Raw genomic sequence first — 22,199 nt, 5'->3', positions numbered from 1 at the left:
CGCTCGCCTGCCCCAGCCAGTTACTCTCATTTGCCGGTCTGCGCCGGTGGTGTTTCCGGGAGAAACGCGTTCCGATCGAGCTGACGTGAATCTACATGACGTAAATGTTCGATTCGACAGGCGGCATATCGTTGATCGCCGGCGGCAAGCAGATTCGCGGATACAGCAGAATCTCATCGATGCATGACGTCAGCTCGCCGAGGATCGGCCGCACGCGGCCGCCAAGGGCGCCGGGGTTCGACATCCTGAGTTCGCGCAATCCGTCCGACAATTTTTTCACGGACGCGTGCCCCCAATCCGGCAAAGGCCAGCAGTGCAACAGATAGCTGAGCGGTATCACGCTTCTGCTTTCACACCAGATGTCGAACAGGCGCTCGCAGCCGGCATTGAGGAACTCAACCGCGACTTCGCGGCTTTCCGAATGACCGTTCATAACGGATCCACTGAGATAGACGATTTCGATAGACCATCCTAGGGAGGCCGAAAGTGTCACACAGTCAGGAAGCGCGGAAAAATGCACTTCCGATCCGCTGAATATGCCGTCAGGAAATCCTGAATGGCCGTGCACGAGCGTTCGCGTGCCTGGAGCCTTGCATCGACCTGTTTCAGATCGCATCGCGCTGCCTGACAAAGGGATTACACGATTTGTCAGCACCGGCAGGACGTGGCACGATGAAATACCAGTCAGGCAAGAACCTGTGCGGACAAGCGCCTGTTTGAGCGCGTCACGGCTGATTCGAGAAACCATCCATTCATGCATCGCAGGCGCTTTGTTCTGGCCGCGCTAAGTGCGGCGGGCAGCACGCTTCGGGCACGCGCCGCCCCGGCCGACCCGTCCGTCCACTTCGACATCGTCTATCCCCGCATTCGTCCTACCCGCGACGTGCAAGCCGCGTTTGCGCTCGCCGTGCTCGATCTCGCCATGAAAATGGCCAACGCCTCCTACACGTTGCGATCCGCCGACATCGAAATGGAACGCGGCCGCGCGCTTGCCGAACTGGCCGGCCCCGACAATATGATCAATCTGCACTGGACGAGCATGGAGGCGCAGGCCGAGCGCGGCCGGAACGTCGTGCGGATTCCGATACACCGTGGTCTGATCGGCCACCGGGTGTTCATCATCAGGAAGGATCGGCAAGCCGATTTCGACAAGGTCGAGCACTTCTCCGATCTCAAAGCGTTCATGTGCGGCCAGGGACTCGGCTGGATCGATACGAAAATCCTGAGAGCTGCCGGCCTGAACGTCCAGACCTCGACCTATGACACGATGTTCGAGATGACCCAGGGCGGCCGCGTCGACTTTTTCCCACGCGGCTTAGTGGAAGCATTTACCGAACTGGAAGGACGCCAGCACCTGGAGCCCGATCTCGTGGTCGAGAACCGCCTGCTGCTGAAATATCGATCGGATTTCATTTTCTATGTTGCAGCGGGCCATGAAGCACTGGCACAGACCATCGAAGCGGGGCTCGTCGCCGCGTATCGCAATGGCGCGTACATGAGGCTGTTCAACACCCATCATTACATTCAGGATGCGCTCGCGCGCGGAAATATCGCGTCCCGGTTGACCTTCACGCTCGACAACCCCTTCCTTTCCGAAGCCGACCGGAGGATTCCAGACGAGTACTGGATGAGCTGATGTCGCCGGCGGCGGCTTACTCCGTTGGCAAAAAAAAGAAATGCCTGGGCCAAAATCAGGAAATCCTGACATCAAACTCAATCGGGCGTCGCCGTATACATGGAAAGGCGGCGCGAATCCCCCGACGCGACGCCCTTTCGAATGCAAGCGGGGTCATTCATCGCCACTCACGAATCCTACACATGGACATTGACAGGTGAAGCCGCACACGTTCGTCCTACAGGCGCGGCTTTGCGATCGCGCCACGGCGCTCAAGACGCGCATGGCCGAAGCGCATGACAAAGCGCAGCAACTGGTCGAGCGCGCCGAGGGCTGCCTCGCGGTGCTGGATCACGTGCGGCAGGGCACGTCCACCGCGGCCAACATCTCACTCGCGGACGATGCAGGTCCGCTCATCGCGGCGCTGCATCGCGCGGAAAGCGACTGGCACGATCAGTTGCAGATGTTGAAGGCGCTGCTGACCGAACTCATGCAGCAAAGTCGAAGCAAGCGCGGCGAGATCGAGTCGCTCGCCGCGCTTGCGTTTCGCTCGCAGACGACTCCTGAAGCAATCGCCGCAGCCGAGCGCGCCGTCGAAGTGCATCAGTCCCACTTTCAGGAAGTCGACGCGCAACTGGAAGTGGCGCGCGCATGGTTCGAAAGCTTCGACCTGCAGATCAACGCGATTGTCGCCGGTTTGCGGAAGTCGTCTTAACGGTTCGACCAGGTTCTCGACTGCTATGAAGCGTCGTCGGCCGGTATGCGCACGGTGATCGACGTGCCGCTGCCCACCGCGCTGAGCACCGAAATCTCGCCGCCCAGCATCAGCACGCGTTCTCTCATGCCCACCAGCCCGAACGACTTCATCCGCGCCGCCATCGAATCGAAGCCGCAGCCGTCGTCGCTTATTTCGAGGACCCAGCAGCGTCCGGTCCGTTCGAGCGAAATCGTGACCTGGGTCGCTGCGGCATGACGCGCGACATTCGTGAGCGCCTCCTGCACGATGCGAAACAGTGCGATTGCCCGCGCCTCGTCGAGGACCAGACTATCGTCAGGAATCCGTAGATGGCAGGCCACCCGGCCGTCACGCGAGAATTCGGCAGCCAGCCACTCCAGCGCTGCGACGATGCCGGCATCGATCGCGGCGGGACGCAGCGATGCAACCACATTGCGAACCACCTGCATGGTGTCGTCGGCGAGCGCCAGCAGGTCCCGGAAACGCCCGGCCAGCGCCGGATCGTCTTGCGCGAACTCGATTCGCATGGCCGATACACCAAGCCGCAGCGCCGTCAACTGCTGTCCCAGTTCGTCGTGCATCTCGCGGGCAATGCGCTTGCGCTCTTCCTCACGCGCGGTTTCGCGTAACGACGTCAACTCCTGCAACAGCGCATACGATTCGCGCAAACGAAGTTCGGCCTCCATCCGCTCGGTGATGTCGGTCCAGATCGTCAGCGCACCGCGTATGTCGCCGTTAGCGCCGTGCTCGGGCACCGCGCTGACGTGCCAGCCCACTGGCTTGCCGTTCTTCTCCGACGTGAGATCCACCTTCGCGCCGATGCCGCTTGCCATCACCTGCTCCAGCGTGGCGGTGATCATCCGCAACTCGGGCATCACACTGTCCGATAGCTCGGCAGGCGCTTTATCGATGGCGTCCGCTGCGCGAATCCCGTTGACCTGTTCGAACCTCGGATTGACGTAGCTATAGCGACAGTTGCGGTCGTAGCGAACGATCATCTCCGGCGCGTTTTCGGTCAGCGTACGAAACAGTTGCTCACTGCGCTTGAGTTCGTCGATGTCGCGGCATATGGCAAGCACGGTGGCGACCTGGCCGTCGGCGGCAAACTCCGGCACCATCCGCATGTGCCCCCATCGCACCTCGCCGTTGGCGTTGCGGAACCGCACTTCGTCCATGCGCTCCGTGCCGGTCTCGACAACGCTCCGCAGACGGTCCCGATACCGTGGCACATCGACCACTGGCGACTCGTCCACGCTTCCCGTGCCGGTGGCATCGTCGGCCGTCGGCGGCAGGATCGCTCGTAGTGCCGGATTGGCGTACACGCGACGGCAGTCGCGGTCATAGCGCGCGATATAGTCCGGCGAATGCTCCACCAGCGCTCGGAATGCCTGCCCGCTCGCATGCAAGCGCTCTTCCGCCTTCTTGCGTTCGGTGATGTCGCGCCCCAGCGCCAGCACGCTCGTGATCTCGTCGTGCAGCCCGCGCTCCGCGAGAATGCGGACGTGGTGATAGCTCACGTCATTCGCGCCGTCGCGCAACGTGAGTTCGTGCGTGCGTTCCGCGCCTGTTGCCAGCGTGGCCGCCAGCGCATTCTGATAGGCGACGAACTGGGGATCGGCGGTGTGTTCGGTCGGCGTCGCACCGAGCATTTCGTGCAGGGGACGGCGCAGTATCGCGGCAAGTCCGGAGTTGGCATAAACCAGCCGACAGTCGAGGTCATACCGGCAAATGATATCGGGCGTGCTTTCCGCGAGGCGGCGGAATTGCGCCTCGAGTTCCAGTTGCGCGATCAGGAGCTGCTCGGTGCGCTTGCGCTCGGTAATATCGCGCACGAGCGCGAGGTTATACGGTTGGCCTTCGTACTCGAAATAGCTCGCGCTGATCTCGACCGGCAAGGTCGTGCCGTCCTGGCGGCGCTGCATCGACTCGATCATTATCGAGCCGTTCTCGCGCAGCTCTTTCCAGACGTCGAGCCACCGTTCAAAGTTCCACTCGGGATCGACATCCATCACGCGCATCCGCAGCAACTGCGTCTGACTGTATCCGAGCATGCGGCAGGCCTCCTCATTGACGTAGATGAAGCATGCATGCTGGTCGATCAGATAGGCAGCATCGCTGACCAGGTTGAGCGCGCAGCTCTTCAGGTGCATGAGCGCATCTGGTTCGGCCGCGGGGAGCTCGAGGCGTCCAACGTCCTGCCGGGTCGCGGCTGCCGGCGCCTTGTGTGGGTCACCGCTGATCTCTTTCATTGAATTGCGCGCGTGTCGGGTCAGTGGTTGCGTGTCGTCGTCGATAACCGGCCCCGTCCGCCTGTATCGCGGGCAGGGCAGACAACTTACTCGATAAGCATAGCCCGGAATGCAGCGGCGGAAAATTCGGTCTGGCGCCAGGCGAAGGAGCGATTAGCCGCCTCTTCGCTTTCAATAACGTGGCATTCGTCGGCCAATCGCCGGGGTTTACCCTTTAACGCATCGCTATCGCTTGCAATCTCTTCGAAGAAAGGCACAAAATGTAAGCGCTATCATTTGAATCAGTGAAGCAAAGATGTCAGTAAAAACCCCACGATTCGCGCAAAATGCCGTTAAATGTAAGCGCTAACATTGGTGATAGAACGAAACATTCGGAGACAACGATCATGAGCGCAACACCGAGCCTCGAGCAGGCGCCACCGCGAATCCGCCGCGCCCAGATCGTGGCGCTCACACTGCTGATGGTGAGCGGCATCGTCAACTATCTGGACCGCGGCACGCTCGCGGTCGCCAATCCGCTGATCCGTCACGACCTTGGGCTGTCGCTCGGACAAATGGGACTGCTGCTCTCCGCCTTCTCGTGGAGCTACGCGCTGTTCCAGTTGCCGGTGGGCGGCCTCGTCGACCGCATCGGGCCGCGCAAGCTGCTCGGCATCGGCCTGATCGTGTGGTCGCTCGCGCAGGCGGCGGGCGGATTCGTCTCCACCTTCGGCTGGTTCATCCTCGCGCGGATCGTGCTGGGTATCGGCGAGGCGCCGCAGTTTCCATCGGCGGCCCGGGTGGTCAGCAACTGGTTTCCGCTGCGCGCGCGCGGCAAACCGACCGGCATTTTCAACTCGGCGTCGCCGCTCGGCACGGCGCTGGCGCCGCTGTGTCTTTCGGTTCTCGTCGTGCAGTTTCACTGGCGCTGGGCCTTCATCGTGACGGGCGTGGTCGGCCTCGTCGTCGCGCTCGTGTGGCTCGCGGTGTACCGCGACCCTGTCAAGGCGACCATGACCGAAGCCGAGCGGCACTATCTCGAGGGCGACGAAGCGGACCGCAAGCCGGCACCCACGGTCACCTTCGCTGAATGGCGCTCGCTGTTTTCGCACGGCACCACGTGGGGCATGCTGATCGGCTTCTTCGGCTCGGTCTATCTGAACTGGGTGTACCTCACGTGGCTGCCCGGCTATCTGACGATGGAACGGCACATGAGCCTGATGCATACGGGCGTCGCGGCATCCATACCGTTCTTCTGCGGTTTTGTGGGCTCGCTGACGGCCGGCTGGTTCTCCGACCTCATCACGAGCCGCAGCACGAGCCCGGTTGCGAGCCGCCGCAACGCGGTCGTGATCGCCATGCTCGGCATGGTCGCGTTCACGATTCCCGCAGCGCTCGTCGAAAGCAACACGATCGCGATCGTGTGCATCTCGGTGGTGATCTTTCTGGCGAATGCCGCATCCGCGAGTTCATGGGCGCTCGCCACTGCCGCCGCGCCGCCGAACCGCGTCGGCTCGCTCGGCGCGATTCAGAACTTCGGCGGTTTTCTGGGCGGCGCGCTCGCCCCGATCCTGACGGGCTACATCGCGCAGAGCTGGTCGTTCGTCCCCGCGCTGCTGACGGCCGCGGGCATCGCGTTTATCGGCGCGATGAGCTACCTCCTGCTGGTGCGCAAGCCGATCGAAGACCCGTCCACCCCAACCGAACCCGTGCGAGCGCCCGCGTGAAAAGCGCGCCGCCCAGACTCAACGAACCCTTTCAGGGAGATCACGAGCATGACCACTTGCAAGCAATTCGCCACCTCGATCGAAGGCATCGTCCCCGTGATGCTGACGCCATTCGACGACGCCGGCGCCATCGATTACGCCGGACTCGAACGCCTGATCGAGTGGTATATCGCGCATGGATCGGATGCGCTCTTTGCCGTCGCGCAGTCGAGTGAAATGCAGTTCCTGACGCTCGCCGAACGGGGCGCGCTGGGACGCTTCGTCGTCGACAAGGTGGCGGGCCGCATCCCGGTCGTCGTCTCCGGCCATATCAGCGACGACCCCGACGCGCAGGCCGAGGAACTCAACCTCGCGGCACGCACCGGCGCACAAGGCATCGTGCTGGTGACGAACCGGCTCGATCCGAAGCAGCAGGGCACGGAGACGTTCACGGCGAACCTCCGGCAACTGCTCGCGCGCCTGCCGTCCGACATTCCGCTCGGTTTGTACGAATGCCCCGCGCCCTACCGCCGTCTTCTCTCCGATGACGAACTGAAGCTGTGCATCGATACCGGCCGCTTCGTCATGCTGAAAGACGTGAGCTGCGATCTCGCCACGGTGAAACGGCGCGTCGCGCTTGCCGAAGGCTCGCCGCTGAAAATCCTGAACGCCAATGCGGCCATCGCGTGGGACGCGATGAAGGCGGGTTCCGCCGGCTTCAACGGCGTGTTCACGAACTTCCACCCGGATCTGTACAAGTGGCTGCGCAACGATGCGGCGCAAGACCCGGCTCTGGCAGAAGAGCTCGCTACGTTTCTCGTGCTCGCCGCCGTCTCCGAGTCGCTCGGCTATCCAGCTCTCGCGAAGATCTACCATCAACGGATCGGCACGTTCGGCTCGATTCGCTGCCGCGTGATCGACTACGACGTGCGCGAACGCTTCTGGGCGCTGGACGCGGTGCTCGACAAGATCGTCGCCGGCACTGAGCATTTCCGTGGGCGTATCGCGGCACTCGGAGCGCACCGCCCGGTCCACTAAGGCTTGCCTGGAGGATTTCCGGATCACACAAGCGTCCGCCGCCGCTGTCGCGCGCGTCCGCGGCGGTAAGATGGCGAGCGTTCCCCGATTCACTCTGCGCGCTCCAACCTGATGCCTGACTCTCTCGACCCGCCGGCCGCCGCCCGCACCCAGACGAACCGCGCTCGCCGCGGCACGGGCCGCAGCGTGCTTTCCGATGTCGCCAAGCTTGCGGGCGTCTCCACCGCGACCGTCTCGCGGGTCTACAACGAGCCGGACAAGGTCTCCGCGAACGTGCGTGAGCGCGTCGAGCATGCCGCGCTCACGCTCAACTGGTTTCCGAACGCGGCGGGCCGCGCCCTCGCCTCCACGCGAAGCCACATCGCCGGCATCATCATTCCGACCTTGGATGATCGCGTGTTCGCCTCACAAGTGAGCGGCATGCAGGCGGCGTTCGCGGCGCGCGGCATCACGCTGGTGCTCGGCTGCTCGAATTACGACCCCGCGCAGGCGCTCACGCAGGTGCGCGCGATGCTGGCGCGTGGCGTGGAAGCGATGGCGGTGGTGGGCGAGGCTCATCCGCCCGAACTGTTCGATGCGTTGCGGCTCTACCGCGTGCCGTATGCGGTGACGTACGCGTATCGCAAGGACAGTCCCCACACCTGCATCGGCTTCGACAATCATGCGGCCTATGAGGAGATCACCGAACATCTGATCGGCCTCGGGCACCGCGCGTTCGCGGTGTGCATCCAGCCGACACGCGACAACGACCGCGTGCAGGCGCGCGTCGCGGGCATTCGCGCGACACTCGAACGTCACGGCCTCGCGGTGCGGCCGGAGCATATGTTTGAAGGCGAATCGACGATGGGATTCGGGCGGCGCAGCCTGCGCACGATCTGGCAAGCGTCGGGCGAGCGTCCCACCGCGATCGTCTGCGGCAACGATGCTATCGCGCTGGGCGTGTTGCGCGAGGCCGAGGAACTGGGCATTGCGATTCCGGGCGAATTGTCCGTCACCGGATTCGACGATCTGGAAATGGCGCGGGAAATCCGCCCCGGGCTGACCACCATGCGCGTCGACACCTACGAGATCGGCCGGCTTGCCGCGCAGTATCTGCTCGACACGCTCGACGGCAAGCATCCGCTGCACGGGCACGAGGTGCATGCGTTGTTTCAGCTCAGGCAATCGACGGGACCGGCCGCGAGATAGTCTCGCGGCGCGATGCCTCATCGACGGATTACAGTGTGGCGGTCACGCCGCCGTCCACGTGAAGAATGTGGCCGTTGACGAAGTTCGAGGCGTTGCTCGCCAGGAAGACCGCGGCGCCGACGAGATCTTCTACGTCGCCCCAACGCCGTGACGCTTCACGGGCCTGCTCAACCATTGCATGATCGCTCTCGGGTTGCAGACGCTGTCTCGCGACGCGAAAAGATGCAGTACACCGGCTTCGCCCACAGGCGGCTCGAGCGTATCGAAATGACGTGCGACCAGCGCCCCGGGAAACTCATGATCGGTCCATCCCGCCACGCTCGCAATCGCCACGGACAAGGGAATGTCGAGGAACACGAATCGCAGGCTCGCGCATGCGCTCCCGGTAACGCATGTTCAATGCGGAGCACGACAGCACCGCGGCACCTTGGATTGCGTCCATCCGCCCGCAGAGAAGGTCGAGCCATGGCTCGCGATCGCTGTCGCACCGATATGGACATAACGGTAGATCGCCCCTGCGAATCACGCCAAGGCGGCTTCGTGCTTGCCCGATAGCAAAGGCTTATGAAGCGCGATTCTCCGGCACGTCGCGAGGCGGATAAGCGCCGCCGTCGCCGAACGGCGCTTAACGCCCATTAGTCGCCCATTGAGTCCCCGTTCTCGCCGCGCGCTTTGGCTGAAGTGAAGTAGGTCCGCAACGCGGGGGCCGAATGATCGCTCAGCGAGCAGATTTGCGCCAGCCAGTCGGCTTCCGCGGGCCATTCGCCGTCCACCACGCGCGGATAGATCTGCCGCACGAACTGATGCAGCGCCTTTGCGCCGATGTTGCCGCTGATGCCGAGCAGCACGTGCAAGGCGCCGTGCGTCGATTCGAGGTCGCGGGCCGCCACGCTGGCGGCAAGCTGCGCCACAGTCGAGCGAATCTGTTCGATGCCGTTGAGGAACGTCTGGTCCAGCAAATCGAGCGCCACCAGTTCTTCGAGGTGTTTCTCGTCGAGCAGCGAGCCTTCCCTGATCGGCGCCGGCCTGGCGGCTTGCACGGCGGGCGTCTGTGCCGGTTCTGGTTTGCCCGGCCCTTGCGACGCACGTTGCTGGGCAAACTGTCTTGCAAGAGACGCATAGAGCGCGCCGATCTGCACGGGCTTGACCATGACCTCGTTCATGCCTGCGGCCAGGCATGCCTGCACGGCTTTCATATCGGACTGGCCGGTCAATGCAACGATGGGAAGCCGGGCATACGCGTCGGCACGAGCACGGATCGACGCGGTCGTTTCCACGCCGCCCATGCCCGGCATGTTCATGTCCATCACGATGGCATCGACGGCGTCGTTCTCCTCCAGCCTCGCCAGCACGTCCGGCCCATGTTCGGCCTCGACGACGCGCGCGCCGCATCGCTCCAGATAACCTTTGGCAATCCGCCTGCTATAGGTGTCGTCGTCCGCGACCAGAATCGTTTTGCCGGCGAAACCGTCGAACGGGTGGCTCTGAACATGCCGATCGCCGCTTTCGAAAAGCTTTTGAAGCGTCGCGATCAGTTCCACCGCGCTGGCGGATTTGCTGATCAGATCGTCCATGCCGGCGCGGCGGGCGAGCACCCGCGTCACATTGCCCGGCTCGGCCGTAAGGGCGGCGATCAGAACATTCCAGTTTGGGTGTTGATGGTCGGCGCGAATCTTCTCGGCCGTGGTGTAGCCGTCCATGAGCGGCATATTGATGTCAATCAGCACGAGGTCGTGCGGCGCCGACTGTTGAAGCACCCTCAATGCCGCCTCGCCGTTTTCCGCCTCGCTCACCTGCGCCCCGACCTTCGACAACGCGCGGCGGCTTCGCGTCCGCTGAGCGGCATCGTCGTCCACGACGAGAATGCGTTTGCCGGCAAAAAATGGCGTGGCGCGCTCGAAAACCTTCTGCTCATGCTCGGCCACTTCGCGGCTGGAGACCGCAGGGAATTGCAGCGTGAACTGCGTAAATTTGCCGACCTCCGAGCGGCAGGCAATCGTGCCGCCGAATGCGCGCATTGCGCGCTGGCAATAGGCAAGGCCGAGCCCCGTACCCGCCGAATTGCCCGCGGTGCGGAAAGGCTCGAAAAGATGAGGCAGGAGGTCGGGCGCGATGCCCGGGCCGGTGTCATGAACCAGCACCGTCTGGCGGTCGATCGTCAGCGTGAGTGTCGCCAATGGATGCGCCGCAATGTGATGCAGCGCGTTCTTGATCAGATTGAACAGCGTGAACAGATAGACGGTTTCGTCCACCTTGAAGATGAAGTCGTCCAGCACCACGAGCCGGACTTTGGCGCGCTCCTTCTGATCGCCGAAGCCGTATTCGTCCAGCGCTTTACGCGTGGTGGCCGCCGCGCTCAGATAGGTGAAATGATCCGCGCGGATGGGTTTCGCGCTGACTTCATCGAGTGTCATCGCGATGATGCGCAGCCCCCGATCGATCGACAATTGGCCATGGGCAAGGTGCCGGTAAAGCAATGCCGCCCTGTCGTGCGACATGGCCGGCGTCGGGCTGGCATCCGTCACCGCGGGCAGCGCCTCTTCCATGCGATCCAGCACGTGCCTCAACTGGCTGAGAGGATTGCGCATTTCATGAGCGATCGAACCGGCGAGCGCACGGAACGCCACATTTTTTGCCTGCGCGACGATGCCTTTCAGATTGCTGTAACTGAACGTAAGGCCGGCGAAAATACCGAACGTAAAAACCGGCAGATACGTGTAGAGAAATAGTTGCCCGTCCACGTGCAGGGATTGCGGAATGACGATCCTGGCGCACAGGATGGCAAAACCAATACCCAGCATCAGATTGAGTGCTAACGCAACGACCGACGGAAAAATGGCGATCAGGAAAAACACCATGCCGAGCTCGGCCATCGACCAGAGCATCGAATAGTGACCGGCAATCAGGTAGTAAGTGAAAAAGAACGGTAGCGAATAGGCTACCGTTACGAAGTAATACCACGGCAGGAAGCGCGCGACCGAAGCAGGCCAGAAACGGTGCAATAGCAGCAGCGTACAGGCCGCCGTACCGATAGCGCGCATCGGCAGGCTTTCGTTGGGTTGAGGATCGATGTACGTCCACCACAGCCAGTACAGCGGATGCCCGATCGCACCGATTACGCCAACAGCCAGCACGCTGTAGTCCGACACCTTGGCCGATTCATAAACCAGTCGGTTGAGATAACGGATGCTCCCTGAAATGGCTCTCATGTCGTGCTTTATCTTGACTTGCCCAGCCTCAGAATTTGAAGCTGCTGACGTTGAACGACATGCCGGCGCTGCCGACCCAGCACAGCACTCTGTCGCCTCTCTTCAACCGCCCGCCGTCTTTTGCCAGTGAAATGGCAGCCGGAATCGACGCCGAAACGAGATTTCCCGTCTCCGGATAGATGTGATACATCTTGTCGTCGATCCCTACCTTGGCACCATAACCCTGCCACGCCGCCTTGGAGGATGCATGGGTGAAGACGATGTCGATGTCCTTCTTGGGAACTGGCAGTTTAGTCAATACCGCGGACAACTCGTCCGAATTTTTGTGAAGCTCATGGCCGAATGACGTGAAACGCATATCGCCGTTCTTGCCGATCCGCTCGGTCGGATGGCAATACCCTTCATAGCCGGGAATTGGAATAGTGCACAGGTCCGACACTGCCGGCTTCGCGCGAAACGCGAAGGTGAAATTATCCGGCTCTTTGGCGACGAGCAACGTCGCGGTCGCCGCCTCGCCAATCGTGAACGACGGCAACGTATATTCGATTTGAGCCTGGCTCTTCAACGCGAAATTCCCCGGATAGAGTGGGCCGCCCGCAAGCATATTGAACTCGGCATTCACAATCATAGCGTTTCTGTACTGACCCGACTTGAAAAGGCTGTCGATGATCGCCATGGCCCGGGTCCAGCTCATGCATGCGTCGACCACATCGAAACACTCGGCGTTCACGAAGCCGAGCGTGCTGGCCATCATGTGGCTGTTGCCGGGCTCGAGGAAGCCTCGTCCGATACCGACATAAATAAACAGCTCGATGTGTTCCGGCTTCAGATACGTTTCCGATAGCGCCTTGCGCGTCGCCATGGCGACATGATCGATAGGCGACTCGTGGCTTTCACACCAGCGCCGGTTGACCAGTCCGCTTCTGTCGAGCAAGGTCTTGATGGTGCGCATCCCCCGGTCGATATCACCCTCGTAGTCCCTGGAATGGAATCGAATCATATCGATCACTTCCTCGTTCGTCACGATCCTGGAGGGCAAGCTGACGGCTACGTCTTTGATAAGCATAAAGAATCCATGAATAAATTAACGCGGTGGGTAGAAGTACCTTTTGCGCCATGGCACGCGAGTATCTGGGACACCAGATACGCGGCCTCGCGGCGCTGGTACATTAACGCGTCCACCGCGATTCATGAAAAAAGTCGCGTCTGGTGTGTTGGCAATGGGAATGTTGGGTGGTGGGGAGGGCTGCAGCGCCGATGGTGCCGTCGGTGCGGATCTGCGCGGTCGCGTTCAGCGGCGTGTCCTTCTGCCTGCGTGAGCCCTTTTTCATGTCCTGTTCCGTCAAGAACGTGACCTCATCCGCCGCGCGCGTCCGTAGCCTCCTTCCAGCGACTAGACTTGGCTTCGGTCTTTCGAGGGGGCGCTTCTCTCAAGCGAACCCCACCCCTCGATCTTTCAGCCTGCCGCTCCCTCGGGCGGCAGGCTCTTTTTTTTGTGGACCGCTTCAAATTCAGGCAATAGCCGCTCGTGAGCCGGGAGGATCAGGCCGCTGCATGCGGCTCCAGCTTCATCCGCGACGGCGGCTGCTGTCGTAACCCGTGGGTCGAAGACGAGTACCGTTCCAGTGGGAAAACCGCGTGACGCTTTCGAGGCAAGCATGCAGCTACCGACCGTAGACAACTTCATCAAAGACTCGCAGCACGGCGTCACCTACAACATCTGCGCCTATCGCAAGCTTTCGGTTCAAGAGATGACACGCGCGATGCAAGTCTTTATACAACAACAGGGCAAGCGCCAACCGAAGCAAGGAACAGTCGTCAAGATCTTTTCCCTGCTCGGGTTTGGGGATCAGTAGCCGTGTTGAAGCCTGGGACGTCGATTGACGGACGTTGAACGCGCTCGCCATTGCAGGTGTGCCGGCATGCTGCGCGGCAAGATGAACAGGGTCGACTAAACCGTCTAGTCCAACATTGACAGCAGATCGGCGAGGTTCGTGTCGGGCAAGCGCTTCGCAACCATGTCCCAGAAGATCACGTCGTGCATTGCGCTCGCATCTTCCGCCGTCTTCCATTCGCGCGCACCGACGATCGAATCAGCCGTTTCGCGAGCTGCGGATACGATGGTCTGAATATCTTGTTTCTGCATGAACCCGTTAACGGTCGCATAACGAGCTTATTTAGCCTCATGCGCAATCGTTTGCCAAAAAAGTTTAATCACTGCCCCCCGCACGGGACGATGCCAGCGGTGACCTGACTGAACATGGCGCATCACGGAGTTCAAGCGTCCGCTGTGCCCGAGGAGGCGGGACAAGACGGCCGCTCTGCGACTCAGGTGAACCGCGGTGCATGTGAGCACGCACTTGTACTTCGCGCATCCTGAGCGTCGGGCGAAATTCTACCTCTTCCGCCGCGCCGCACCGTTTTGCGGCGTTAATTGGAAAACTTAAGTCCGAAACGAGCACATGGTTGGAGCCGCCTGACAACCTACCCGAGACACAGGTATTCCCGACATCGGCCGTGGCGCTCGGTTGCGACACCCGCGGCGCCGCAAATGCACCACCTTTGATCAACCCGACATGCATTCACCAAAAAAATATTTCGCCGCTAATAGACTATGCACTTTTATAGAGCAGAATTATCATATCGACGAGATAAATCGATAAATGGATGCACTTTGCATGCCGCCCCTGTCTGTTGCGAACCGCGATAATCATTTCTCAATCTTACCCGTTACGGAACGAATCAGGCGCTCAGCAAGGCTGCTCGCCATCTTTCCACTCAACTCCGCAACAGCCAATGTGTTGGTTAATTCAGCCATGAAATACTGCCAAGAGAATTACACGTATAGCATGATCTAATAAGAAAAAAGACGGAGTCTTGGGGAGAAGTCTCTGTAGACCACATATTTCCGGGGGAAAATAAATGGATTTGGTACATACTCTGCCGCGCAGTTCGCGGCACAGTGCCGTGCCGATGCAAACGAACGATCTGACTCGCATCGACATCGCGCTGTTCAACGGATTCGCATTGCCTACGGTCGCCGCACTGATCGAGATTTTTCAGCGGGCTAATTCGCTGGTCGCCGCACCGCGATCCGGCCGCGCACGTTACGACGTCTCGCTGCTTTCCGCCGCGGGCGGACGCATCGCCAGTTCATCATCGGTCTTTGTCTGGACCGACGACGTCCAGTCGCATCGGGGCACCAATGAGCCGCACCTGTTGTTCATCGCAGGCGGCGCCGGCGTGCAGCAGGCATGCCGCGACGAGCGATTGAGCGAGTGGCTTCGCCGCAGGCATCCGTTCAGCGAGATCGTGCATCCGATCGCGGAAGGCCAACTGCTGCTTCAGGCCGCCGGGCTGCCCAGCCGGTACTGCCCGCTTCTCTACGGAGACAACGAAGCACCCGGGTTGCATCGGGCGCGGTTGACGGAAGCGCCAGGCGCCGTATCGACAGCGCTGCGTATCGTCGAAGAGGATCTCGGTGCCGATCTTGCGCGGCGGGTTGCCGAGTCGATCGCGCCGCAACCCAAGACGCCCTTCGGCTCGTCGGTCACGCTTGACGTGACGCCTCAGATCAGTGAGAAGATTCTCGCGTCGGCGCGCTGGCTGGAAGCGAACGTCGCCCGGCCCATCTCGATCGACGACGCGGCCCAGGTCGCAGCGATGAGCGAGCGCAACTTCCTGCGCCGCTTCAAGAGCGAGATCGGCATGACGCCCTCGGACTATCTGCTTCGCGCGCGCCTGAATATGAGTTGCCGGATGCTGATTGAATCGCGCCTGCCTGTCGACAAGATCGCGCGCCACTGCGGTATCGGCAGTGGCGGACAGTTGTCGAAGCTGTTCAGGAAATATCTGGAGACCACGCCAACGGACTATCGAACGCGCAACCACGTGGCACTGCAGAATCCCAAAGCACCGCTACCGGATCAACGGCGCGAGTTCGATCCAGGCGTTCTGATCGAAACCGACTACGCAAGTCAAGTCGAAGCGTAGGACACAACCCAGCGGCACTTGAAAGAACATGCCGCGTTGAGCGCCTTCCATGTCATGTTCAGTCAACAGCGTGACGCAATCCGCCGCTCGCGTCTTGAGTCCGCTTCGAACGAATACACTTGGCCTCGGCCTTTCGAGGGGCGCCTCTCCTGGTCAACCCCCAACCCCTCGATTTTTCCAGCCTGCCGCTCCTTCGGGCGGCAGGTTTTTTTTCCCCCTTCATATCAGGGTGGAGTCACGTGTGCCGCTATGCGCCAGGCTTCTCGCGAGGCACATGCATCCGCGTCCTTGATTCATACGAAACCTCCCTAACGGAGCGCGCATGGATGACAAAGTGATTTACGTGTACGAGTACACGGGTGGTTTTGGTACGTACCGTACTACTGGAAAAGGTTTCGCATGTCATCTTCCCCTTGTTGGCGACAACGTAGTCATGAAGGTCGATGAACTGGGATTCGACGATGTTCTTAAAGTGAAGTCTCGACTCTTCGAGTACGACAAAGCGGGGGCATTGACCGTTACGTTCACACTATCTCATACCGTCACATAGGATCACTATATATCGACGGCAAGTTAACTTTTTCGATAATCGCACGCCCTATCAGGCCCACACTCGATATTCAAATTCCCTCCAAGGATGAAGGCATCCTGGTTCTTTGCTCGATACTCCATTGCAGCCCGTTCAATAGAGCCGCATTTCATTCCCTCTCAAAACTTACCCACATTTCAAATTAAACCCGCCTCCTATCCAGCGGATAAATCCATTTCTCCCGAAACAGCTCATGACTTGCCAATTCTTGCCAACACCTTGGCAAATTCGGCCAGTCGTTAATGCAGTGCAACAACGTTATGTAGCATTCGATCAAACAATTAAGAGCGGCTTAGAGACGGCCGGCAAGTCACTCATTTCCGGGAAAGTACGATGGAGTTTCTTTGCAACGTGAAGCATAAGAATGCACTTCAAGCACCCGCTTTGCCGCAGAGCACCGGCGCCATCCATATCGGCATTGCATTGTTCAATGGATTCGCACTGCCCGATGTGGCTTCCATCATCGAGATATTCCAGTCGGCGAATGCCCTGAGTGACACCGGCGAGCCCCGTCGAACGCGCTATGAGGTCTCGCTGTTGTCGGCATCCGGCGGGCGTATTGCCAGTTCTTCCTCGGTGTTCGTGTGGACCGACAGTGTCGAATCGCGCGGGCACGACGATAACTTCCGCGCGCTTTTCATTGCCGGCGGCACCGGCGCAACGAACGCGTTCCGTGACGATCGTCTGATCGTGTGGCTTCAGCAGGCGTTTCCGAGAAGCGGCATGGTCCATGCAATCGCGGAGGGACGCCTGATGCTCGAAGCGGCGGGTTTCTCGAACGCCTACGGCGCTCGCATTGAGAACGACAGTTACGCACGGAGCGCATTCCCATCGCGACCTCTCGTCGACTCGCCCAGCCCGCTGCGAACCGCGTTGCGCATCGTTGGCGACGATCTTGGCCCCGAGGTCGCGCGGCAAGTCGCCGACTGGGTTGCGCCTCAGGGCGAAACGCAGTTCAGTGCCATCCTGCGTAGCAAAACGGCATCGCATATCAGCGACAAGATCCAGGCGTCCGCGCAATGGCTCGAGGCCAATGGCGCTCGCCCGATATCCATCGACGATGCCGCACAGATCGCGGCGATGAGCGAACGGAATTTCCTGCGGCGCTTCAAGAGCGAAATGGGTGTGACGCCGTCGGAATACCTGCTCTATGTGCGACTCGACATGAGCTGCCGCCTTCTCGCCAAAACCAGCTTGCCCGTGGACAAGATCGCGCGTCGGTGCGGCATTGGCAGCGGTGGACGGCTCGCCAAGCTGTTTCGCAAGCACCTGCTTACCACGCCGACGGAGTATCGAATCAGCAAACAAGGTTCGCGCAGTGCGTCCTAACGCACGCCGGCGGTAAATCCACGGTCTCTTTCCAGAGCCCTGAGAACTCTGGAAACTTCAAGCGGTGCGCTCGAATCGCTCGTCTAGCGTCTGAGCAAGCGCATCCCACCAATGGGGTCGCACGAGGCCGAATCGCTCGTCGAAGCGGTCGTTGTTAAGAGCCGAATTGCGCGGACGTGCCGCACGTGTCGGAAACGCCTCGCTCGGTACAGCCTCGATGTGCGTGACGCGTACCCGGCCCGACGGTGCGAGATTGCGCGCATAGTCGATGATCGCAGAAGCATAGCCGTGCCAACTGGTCACGCCTCGCGAGGTCAAATGAAAAAGTCCGCTTTGAAAGCGTGCTTCCTGGCGCTCGCGCATCGCTTGTGAAATAGCGTGGGCAGTAACGTTGGCAAGCATTCTTGCGGGCGTCGGTGTGCCGAGCTGATCATCGACGATCTTGAGCGCTTCACGTTCTGCGGCGAGCCGAAGCATCGTCAGCATGAAGTTTGCCCCGCGCGTCGCGTAGACCCAGGAGGTGCGGAAGATCAGATGATCGCATTCGGACGCGATGATTGCGAGTTCCCCATCGCGCTTGGTCGCACCGTACACATTCAGCGGCGCGGTCTCGCTATCTTCCGTGTAAGGCTCCGCCGACTTTCCGTCAAATACGTAATCCGTCGAGAAATGAACAAACAATGCGCCCGCACTTTTTGCCGCGCGGGCCATTACGTCGACAGATTCGGTATTGACGAGCCGTGCCGTCACGCAATCGTCTTCCGCCTTATCAACCGCCGTATAGGCCGCGGCGTTGACAACGACGTCCGGGCGGTAAAACCTCATCAACCCGTCAAGCAGCGCCGGCTTGCTGAGATCCGCGACTTCGCGATCCCAACGAACTACCTCACCCAGCGGCGAAAGCGAGCGCGCGAGCTCCCAGCCGAGTTGTCCTTGCACGCCTGTGATCGCGATTCTCATCAATAAACCTCAGCCTCGTTAAAGCGGCTACCGGCGGCATCTTTCGACGAAACGAACGGAACACCGTTCAGTTCCCATTCGACGGCGATGTCCGGATCGTCCCAACGCAACGTACGTTCGTGTTCCGGATGCCAGAATGCAGTCGCTTTATAAAGGAACTCAGCAACGTCCGACAATACGACGAACCCGTGTGCAAAGCCCGGCGGAATCCATAGCTGCCGTCGATTCGAAGCGGACAGCCGTACGCCGACCCACCGCCCGAACGTGGATGACCAGCGCCGCAGATCGACGGCGACGTCGAATACCTCACCCACTACCACCCGAACCAGCTTGCCTTGTGGATGCTGGATCTGGTAATGCAGGCCTCGCAGAACGCCTTGCGCTGAAATCGAATGATTGTCTTGCACGAACGTATAGCCGCGCGCCACTTTTTCTTCGAACTCAACCTGATTGAACGTCTCGAGGAAAGCACCGCGTGAATCTCCAAACACTTGAGGCTCGATGACCTTCACGTCAGGAATTGCAGTATGTCGAACTTGAATGGTCATGTGTGGATAGCCGGAATGAGAGATGACAGATATCGGCCGTAGTCAGTCTTCTGCAAAGGCGCCGCAAGACGGGCCAGTTGCTCGGCATCGATCCAGCCACGCCGGAATGCGACTTCCTCCGGACTTGCAACCAGCAAGCCCTGTCTCTGTTGTAGCGTCGCGATAAATGTCGCCGCATTGATCAGCGATTCGTGCGTGCCGGTATCGAACCAGGCAAAGCCTCTGCCCAGCGTTTCCAGATGAAGCGCTTCGCGCTCCAGGTAGTGCCGATTCACGTCAGTGATTTCCAGCTCGCCGCGTGCGGACGGCTCGATATTCGCAGCAATGTCGCAGACGTCGCCGTCATAGAAATAGAGACCTGTAACGGCAAAATTGGAACGCGGCTTCTGGGGCTTTTCCTCGATACTCAGAACCTTGCCCCGAGCGTTGATCTCCACCACGCCGTAGCGTTGCGGGTCGTGCACGTGATATCCGAAGACGGTCGCGCCTTTGGTTCTCAAATGCGCATTGCCGAGATGCGCACCCAAGTCCGCGCCATAGAAAATGTTGTCGCCCAGAATCAGCGCGGACGGTTTCCCACCGATAAACTCGCGGCCGAGTATGAATGCCTGAGCGAGCCCGTCCGGTGACGGCTGTACTGCGTACGTGATCTGCATACCCCACTGACTGCCGTCGCCGAACATCGCCGCGAAGCGCGGCGTGTCGTCCGGCGTCGAGATCAGCAGAACCTCGCGAATGCCCGACATCATCAGCGTGGACAGCGGATAGTAAATCATCGGCTTGTCGTAGATCGGCAGCATCTGCTTGGAGATAACGCGCGTGATCGGGTACAGCCGCGTACCAGACCCGCCGGCGAGAATAATGCCCTTACGGTTCGAGTCCATCGTTCAAGCTCTCTTCAGTACGCTTTCGGGGTTCCAGCGCCGATAGGCGCCAGAGCGGATTTCCTCGAGCCACGCATCGTTTTCGACGTACCACTGCACCGTCGTCGACAACCCGCTCTCAAACGTCTCGCGCGGCACCCAGCCGAGTTCGCGACGCAGCTTCGTTGCATTGATCGCGTAACGCCGATCGTGTCCCTTGCGGTCCGAGACGAAAGCGATCTGCTCGCGATAACTGCCACTCTCGCGCGGTTTTATCCCGTCGAGAAGATCGCAGATGAAATGAACGACTTCGACGTTGGCTTTTTCGTTATCCCCGCCGATGTTATATGTCTCCCCCGGTATGCCACGGGCGAGCACCGTGCGAATCGCCTCACAATGGTCGCCGACATACAGCCAGTCACGCACATTGCCGCCGTCGCCGTATACCGGCAGTGCGCCGCCGCTTAGTGCACGTTGGATCATCAACGGAATCAGTTTCTCCGGAAACTGATAAGGCCCGTAGTTGTTCGAACAGTTCGTGGTCAGCGTAGGCAATCCATAGGTGTGGTGGTATGCGCGGACGATATGGTCCGAACTCGCTTTCGATGCCGCATAGGGACTGTTCGGCGCGTACGGTGTCGTTTCCGTGAATGCGGCATCGTGGGCCGACAGCGAACCGTACACTTCATCTGTCGACACATGCAGGAAGCGAAACACATTACGGTCCGTACCGTTCAGCCGCTCCCAATACAGCCGCGCGACATCGAGCAGTTCACCGGTGCCCGTCACATTTGCATCGATAAACTCGCGCGGACGGTCGATCGAGCGATCGACGTGACTCTCCGCTGCAAAGTGCACCACGGCACGCGGTCGATATTCTTCAAAGATCGCGCTCATGGCTGCGCGATCGCCGATATCGCGGCACACGAACACGTGACGAGGATCGTCGTGCAGCGCTCGCAACGTGCCGTAATTGCCGGCATACGTCAACTTGTCGATATTGAGTATCGGCTCATCGTGTTGGGCAAGCCAGTCGATGACGAAATTTGCGCCGATAAAACCGGCGCCACCCGTGACGAAGATCATTTGAAGTTCTCTTAGATGACGGCTCTTACACTGTGAATCGTAAAGGCGCGACTATTTTTCTATCGGCCATATCGTTGGCGCATTCAGACATTCGCCAGTTACCCGCGTGGATCGCTCACACTGACTCATTCGGATCGATCGCGTCAGTCGCCGAATTCAATCCCTGCCGATTCGCATCACGAAACTCGCTCGGCGTGAGAGAGAGTCGACGTCTGAATATTTTTGCAAGCCGCTCGCCACTTCCCATTCCGCAACGTCGCGCGATCGTATCGATCGGCAAACTGGTTCGCTGGAGCAGGCTGCGTACGACACCCAATCGAATCTCGAGCAAATACTCCGAGGGCGTGATCGACACCTCCGCCCTGAAACGACGCAAAAAAGTTCGCTCGCTCATATTCGCGACCTCGGCTGCGTGCGCAATCGAGATCGGGTGCATATAGTTCTCTCGCAGCCAATTTGCCCCCGCTCTGATCGGTGTCGTCCATTCCATCGATGACGCGCCGACGGTTTGCGCATCGGGACTACTAGTCGACGCCCGAGGACTTGCGTGTTTTCTCACAGCATTACGCGACGAAGTGAGATAAAGCAGAATCTGCGATTCGATCTGTTTTCGCTCATGCGTGCTGGTCGCCGCCAACGCCGCAACAAACGATACCCCGGCTTCTGTCATAGACAACGCCAGTCTCGAGCGCGTGCGAGCGCTGCTCAACTGTCGTCCGCGCCGCGCGGTACTCGGCGAAGCCATCACGAATCGATGCAATGAGCTATCGCTATCCCACACGACGATATCGGCTCGCGCCACCAAGGTCGACACCACGCGCAACACATCAGGATCTTCAGCCGCACCCACCCTGCACTCCGCGCCGACTACGAACACACCGTCGAATTTCTCCGATAACCGCGGTTCGATCGCCTCTGTCCAGATCCGGATTGAAAGCGAGTCATCCACATAGCCGCCTCCAATCGACAGAAACGACACCTTGAATATCAGGCCAGGCGACGGCGACCTTTCCTCCCCGATACCGTCGTCGTGAGCGCCATTGAAGATATCCGCCAGCGCGTCGACCTCTTTGATAGAGAACCCGGTGAATACGACTATCGCAATCTTCAC

Annotated in this window: 20 protein-coding genes and 1 pseudogene; 9 read left to right on the top strand and 12 right to left on the bottom strand. The window is 60.1% G+C overall.

Annotated elements, in window-relative coordinates:
- Nucleotides 1-91: 91 nt before the first annotated feature.
- Nucleotides 92-760: a hypothetical protein gene (locus B0G71_RS42250; RefSeq protein WP_258875721.1), complete on the bottom strand. Its 669-nt coding sequence runs from the start codon at nt 758-760 to the stop codon at nt 92-94.
- Between B0G71_RS42250 and B0G71_RS34515 the strand changes: the two genes are divergently transcribed.
- Nucleotides 755-1,636 (top strand): hypothetical protein, encoded by an 882-nt coding sequence (locus B0G71_RS34515; RefSeq protein ID WP_116147576.1) that lies wholly within the window; start codon nt 755-757, stop codon nt 1,634-1,636. The two genes, B0G71_RS42250 and B0G71_RS34515, sit on opposite strands and share 6 nt — an antisense overlap.
- A gap of 196 nt (nt 1,637-1,832) precedes the next feature.
- Nucleotides 1,833-2,330, top strand: coding sequence for a hypothetical protein (locus tag B0G71_RS34510; protein ID WP_116147575.1), 498 nt, complete (start codon nt 1,833-1,835; stop codon nt 2,328-2,330).
- A gap of 23 nt (nt 2,331-2,353) precedes the next feature.
- On the opposite strand, the gene B0G71_RS34505 is transcribed toward B0G71_RS34510, so the two are convergent.
- Nucleotides 2,354-4,600 (bottom strand): PAS domain S-box protein, encoded by a 2,247-nt coding sequence (locus B0G71_RS34505; RefSeq protein ID WP_258875720.1) that lies wholly within the window; start codon nt 4,598-4,600, stop codon nt 2,354-2,356.
- 386 nt (nt 4,601-4,986) lie between these two features.
- On the opposite strand from B0G71_RS34505, the gene B0G71_RS34500 reads away from it, so the two are divergent.
- The 3 genes from B0G71_RS34500 to B0G71_RS34490 all read left to right on the top strand — a co-directional run bounded on the left by B0G71_RS34500 (nt 4,987) and on the right by B0G71_RS34490 (nt 8,511).
- Nucleotides 4,987-6,306: an MFS transporter gene (locus tag B0G71_RS34500; RefSeq protein WP_116147574.1), complete on the top strand. Its 1,320-nt coding sequence runs from the start codon at nt 4,987-4,989 to the stop codon at nt 6,304-6,306.
- A gap of 48 nt (nt 6,307-6,354) precedes the next feature.
- Entirely contained in the window at nt 6,355-7,323 is a 969-nt protein-coding gene (locus tag B0G71_RS34495; protein WP_116147573.1) for a dihydrodipicolinate synthase family protein, read from the top strand.
- A 111-nt stretch (nt 7,324-7,434) separates the two neighbouring features.
- On the top strand, nt 7,435-8,511 hold the full coding sequence (locus B0G71_RS34490; protein WP_181916871.1) for a LacI family DNA-binding transcriptional regulator: 1,077 nt from the start codon (nt 7,435-7,437) through the stop codon (nt 8,509-8,511).
- A 28-nt stretch (nt 8,512-8,539) separates the two neighbouring features.
- Here the strand turns inward: B0G71_RS34490 and B0G71_RS34485 are convergent.
- From B0G71_RS34485 to B0G71_RS41570, 4 genes and pseudogenes are all read right to left on the bottom strand, one after another.
- Nucleotides 8,540-8,671: pseudogene (locus B0G71_RS34485) on the bottom strand (SDR family oxidoreductase); the annotation flags it as partial.
- A gap of 475 nt (nt 8,672-9,146) precedes the next feature.
- Nucleotides 9,147-11,720, bottom strand: a complete 2,574-nt coding sequence (locus tag B0G71_RS34480) for a hybrid sensor histidine kinase/response regulator (RefSeq protein ID WP_116147572.1) — start codon at nt 11,718-11,720, stop codon at nt 9,147-9,149.
- A 28-nt stretch (nt 11,721-11,748) separates the two neighbouring features.
- The gene (locus B0G71_RS34475; RefSeq protein ID WP_106283147.1) at nt 11,749-12,786 is read right to left on the bottom strand and encodes a 3-oxoacyl-[acyl-carrier-protein] synthase III C-terminal domain-containing protein; all 1,038 of its coding nucleotides are present in this window, start codon (nt 12,784-12,786) and stop codon (nt 11,749-11,751) included.
- Nucleotides 12,787-12,889: 103 nt separating this feature from the next.
- The gene (locus tag B0G71_RS41570) at nt 12,890-13,051 is read right to left on the bottom strand and encodes a hypothetical protein (protein WP_181916870.1); all 162 of its coding nucleotides are present in this window, start codon (nt 13,049-13,051) and stop codon (nt 12,890-12,892) included.
- Between the two features lie 327 nt (nt 13,052-13,378).
- On the opposite strand from B0G71_RS41570, the gene B0G71_RS34470 reads away from it, so the two are divergent.
- Complete coding sequence (locus tag B0G71_RS34470) at nt 13,379-13,576, top strand: hypothetical protein (RefSeq protein WP_116147571.1); 198 nt, start codon at nt 13,379-13,381, stop codon at nt 13,574-13,576.
- Between the two features lie 104 nt (nt 13,577-13,680).
- On the opposite strand, the gene B0G71_RS34465 is transcribed toward B0G71_RS34470, so the two are convergent.
- On the bottom strand, nt 13,681-13,866 hold the full coding sequence (locus tag B0G71_RS34465; protein WP_106283145.1) for a hypothetical protein: 186 nt from the start codon (nt 13,864-13,866) through the stop codon (nt 13,681-13,683).
- A 776-nt stretch (nt 13,867-14,642) separates the two neighbouring features.
- Here B0G71_RS34465 and B0G71_RS34460 point away from each other — a divergent pair.
- The 3 genes from B0G71_RS34460 (at nt 14,643) to B0G71_RS34450 (ending at nt 17,631) form a co-directional block, all read left to right on the top strand.
- A complete protein-coding gene (locus B0G71_RS34460; RefSeq protein WP_116147570.1) occupies nt 14,643-15,713 on the top strand; it encodes a GlxA family transcriptional regulator in 1,071 nt (356 codons plus the stop codon).
- A gap of 322 nt (nt 15,714-16,035) precedes the next feature.
- Nucleotides 16,036-16,263, top strand: a complete 228-nt coding sequence (locus B0G71_RS34455; protein WP_116147569.1) for a hypothetical protein — start codon at nt 16,036-16,038, stop codon at nt 16,261-16,263.
- 372 nt (nt 16,264-16,635) lie between these two features.
- Nucleotides 16,636-17,631 (top strand): GlxA family transcriptional regulator, encoded by a 996-nt coding sequence (locus B0G71_RS34450; protein WP_116122172.1) that lies wholly within the window; start codon nt 16,636-16,638, stop codon nt 17,629-17,631.
- A 57-nt stretch (nt 17,632-17,688) separates the two neighbouring features.
- Here the strand turns inward: B0G71_RS34450 and rfbD are convergent, their stop codons facing one another.
- From rfbD to B0G71_RS34425, 5 genes are all read right to left on the bottom strand, one after another.
- Nucleotides 17,689-18,591 carry a dTDP-4-dehydrorhamnose reductase gene (gene rfbD / locus B0G71_RS34445; RefSeq protein ID WP_116147568.1) on the bottom strand — a complete coding sequence of 301 codons (903 nt, stop codon included), beginning with the start codon at nt 18,589-18,591 and terminating at the stop codon, nt 17,689-17,691.
- A complete protein-coding gene (rfbC, locus tag B0G71_RS34440) occupies nt 18,591-19,139 on the bottom strand; it encodes a dTDP-4-dehydrorhamnose 3,5-epimerase (RefSeq protein ID WP_012428088.1) in 549 nt (182 codons plus the stop codon). Before rfbC ends, rfbD begins: the two co-directional genes overlap by 1 nt.
- On the bottom strand, nt 19,136-20,023 hold the full coding sequence (rfbA, locus tag B0G71_RS34435; protein ID WP_116147567.1) for a glucose-1-phosphate thymidylyltransferase RfbA: 888 nt from the start codon (nt 20,021-20,023) through the stop codon (nt 19,136-19,138). The genes rfbC and rfbA overlap by 4 nt, the downstream gene beginning before the upstream one ends.
- Before the next feature lie 3 nt (nt 20,024-20,026).
- Nucleotides 20,027-21,088, bottom strand: a complete 1,062-nt coding sequence (gene rfbB, locus B0G71_RS34430; RefSeq protein WP_116147566.1) for a dTDP-glucose 4,6-dehydratase — start codon at nt 21,086-21,088, stop codon at nt 20,027-20,029.
- Between the two features lie 115 nt (nt 21,089-21,203).
- Nucleotides 21,204-22,199 (bottom strand): helix-turn-helix domain-containing protein, encoded by a 996-nt coding sequence (locus B0G71_RS34425; RefSeq protein WP_181916869.1) that lies wholly within the window; start codon nt 22,197-22,199, stop codon nt 21,204-21,206.

The organism is Paraburkholderia sp. BL27I4N3 (assembly GCF_003386115.1).
Taxonomy (GTDB): domain Bacteria; phylum Pseudomonadota; class Gammaproteobacteria; order Burkholderiales; family Burkholderiaceae; genus Paraburkholderia.
This window is presented reverse-complemented; position numbering and strand designations above follow the sequence as displayed.

Coding starts and splice junctions, on each gene's coding strand:
- B0G71_RS42250 (WP_258875721.1), bottom strand. CDS start 760: ATGCATGAATGGATGGTTTCTCGAATCAGCCGTGACGCGCTCAAACAG.
- B0G71_RS34480 (WP_116147572.1), bottom strand. CDS start 11,720: ATGAGAGCCATTTCAGGGAGCATCCGTTATCTCAACCGACTGGTTTAT.
- B0G71_RS34450 (WP_116122172.1), top strand. CDS start 16,636: ATGGAGTTTCTTTGCAACGTGAAGCATAAGAATGCACTTCAAGCACCC.
- B0G71_RS34475 (WP_106283147.1), bottom strand. CDS start 12,786: ATGCTTATCAAAGACGTAGCCGTCAGCTTGCCCTCCAGGATCGTGACG.
- B0G71_RS34500 (WP_116147574.1), top strand. CDS start 4,987: ATGAGCGCAACACCGAGCCTCGAGCAGGCGCCACCGCGAATCCGCCGC.
- B0G71_RS34470 (WP_116147571.1), top strand. CDS start 13,379: ATGCAGCTACCGACCGTAGACAACTTCATCAAAGACTCGCAGCACGGC.
- rfbB (WP_116147566.1), bottom strand. CDS start 21,088: ATGATCTTCGTCACGGGTGGCGCCGGTTTTATCGGCGCAAATTTCGTC.
- B0G71_RS34515 (WP_116147576.1), top strand. CDS start 755: ATGCATCGCAGGCGCTTTGTTCTGGCCGCGCTAAGTGCGGCGGGCAGC.
- B0G71_RS34465 (WP_106283145.1), bottom strand. CDS start 13,866: ATGCAGAAACAAGATATTCAGACCATCGTATCCGCAGCTCGCGAAACG.
- rfbC (WP_012428088.1), bottom strand. CDS start 19,139: ATGACCATTCAAGTTCGACATACTGCAATTCCTGACGTGAAGGTCATC.
- B0G71_RS34455 (WP_116147569.1), top strand. CDS start 16,036: ATGGATGACAAAGTGATTTACGTGTACGAGTACACGGGTGGTTTTGGT.
- B0G71_RS34495 (WP_116147573.1), top strand. CDS start 6,355: ATGACCACTTGCAAGCAATTCGCCACCTCGATCGAAGGCATCGTCCCC.
- B0G71_RS34460 (WP_116147570.1), top strand. CDS start 14,643: ATGGATTTGGTACATACTCTGCCGCGCAGTTCGCGGCACAGTGCCGTG.
- B0G71_RS34490 (WP_181916871.1), top strand. CDS start 7,435: ATGCCTGACTCTCTCGACCCGCCGGCCGCCGCCCGCACCCAGACGAAC.
- B0G71_RS34505 (WP_258875720.1), bottom strand. CDS start 4,600: ATGAAAGAGATCAGCGGTGACCCACACAAGGCGCCGGCAGCCGCGACC.
- rfbD (WP_116147568.1), bottom strand. CDS start 18,591: ATGAGAATCGCGATCACAGGCGTGCAAGGACAACTCGGCTGGGAGCTC.
- B0G71_RS41570 (WP_181916870.1), bottom strand. CDS start 13,051: ATGAAAAAGGGCTCACGCAGGCAGAAGGACACGCCGCTGAACGCGACC.
- rfbA (WP_116147567.1), bottom strand. CDS start 20,023: ATGGACTCGAACCGTAAGGGCATTATTCTCGCCGGCGGGTCTGGTACG.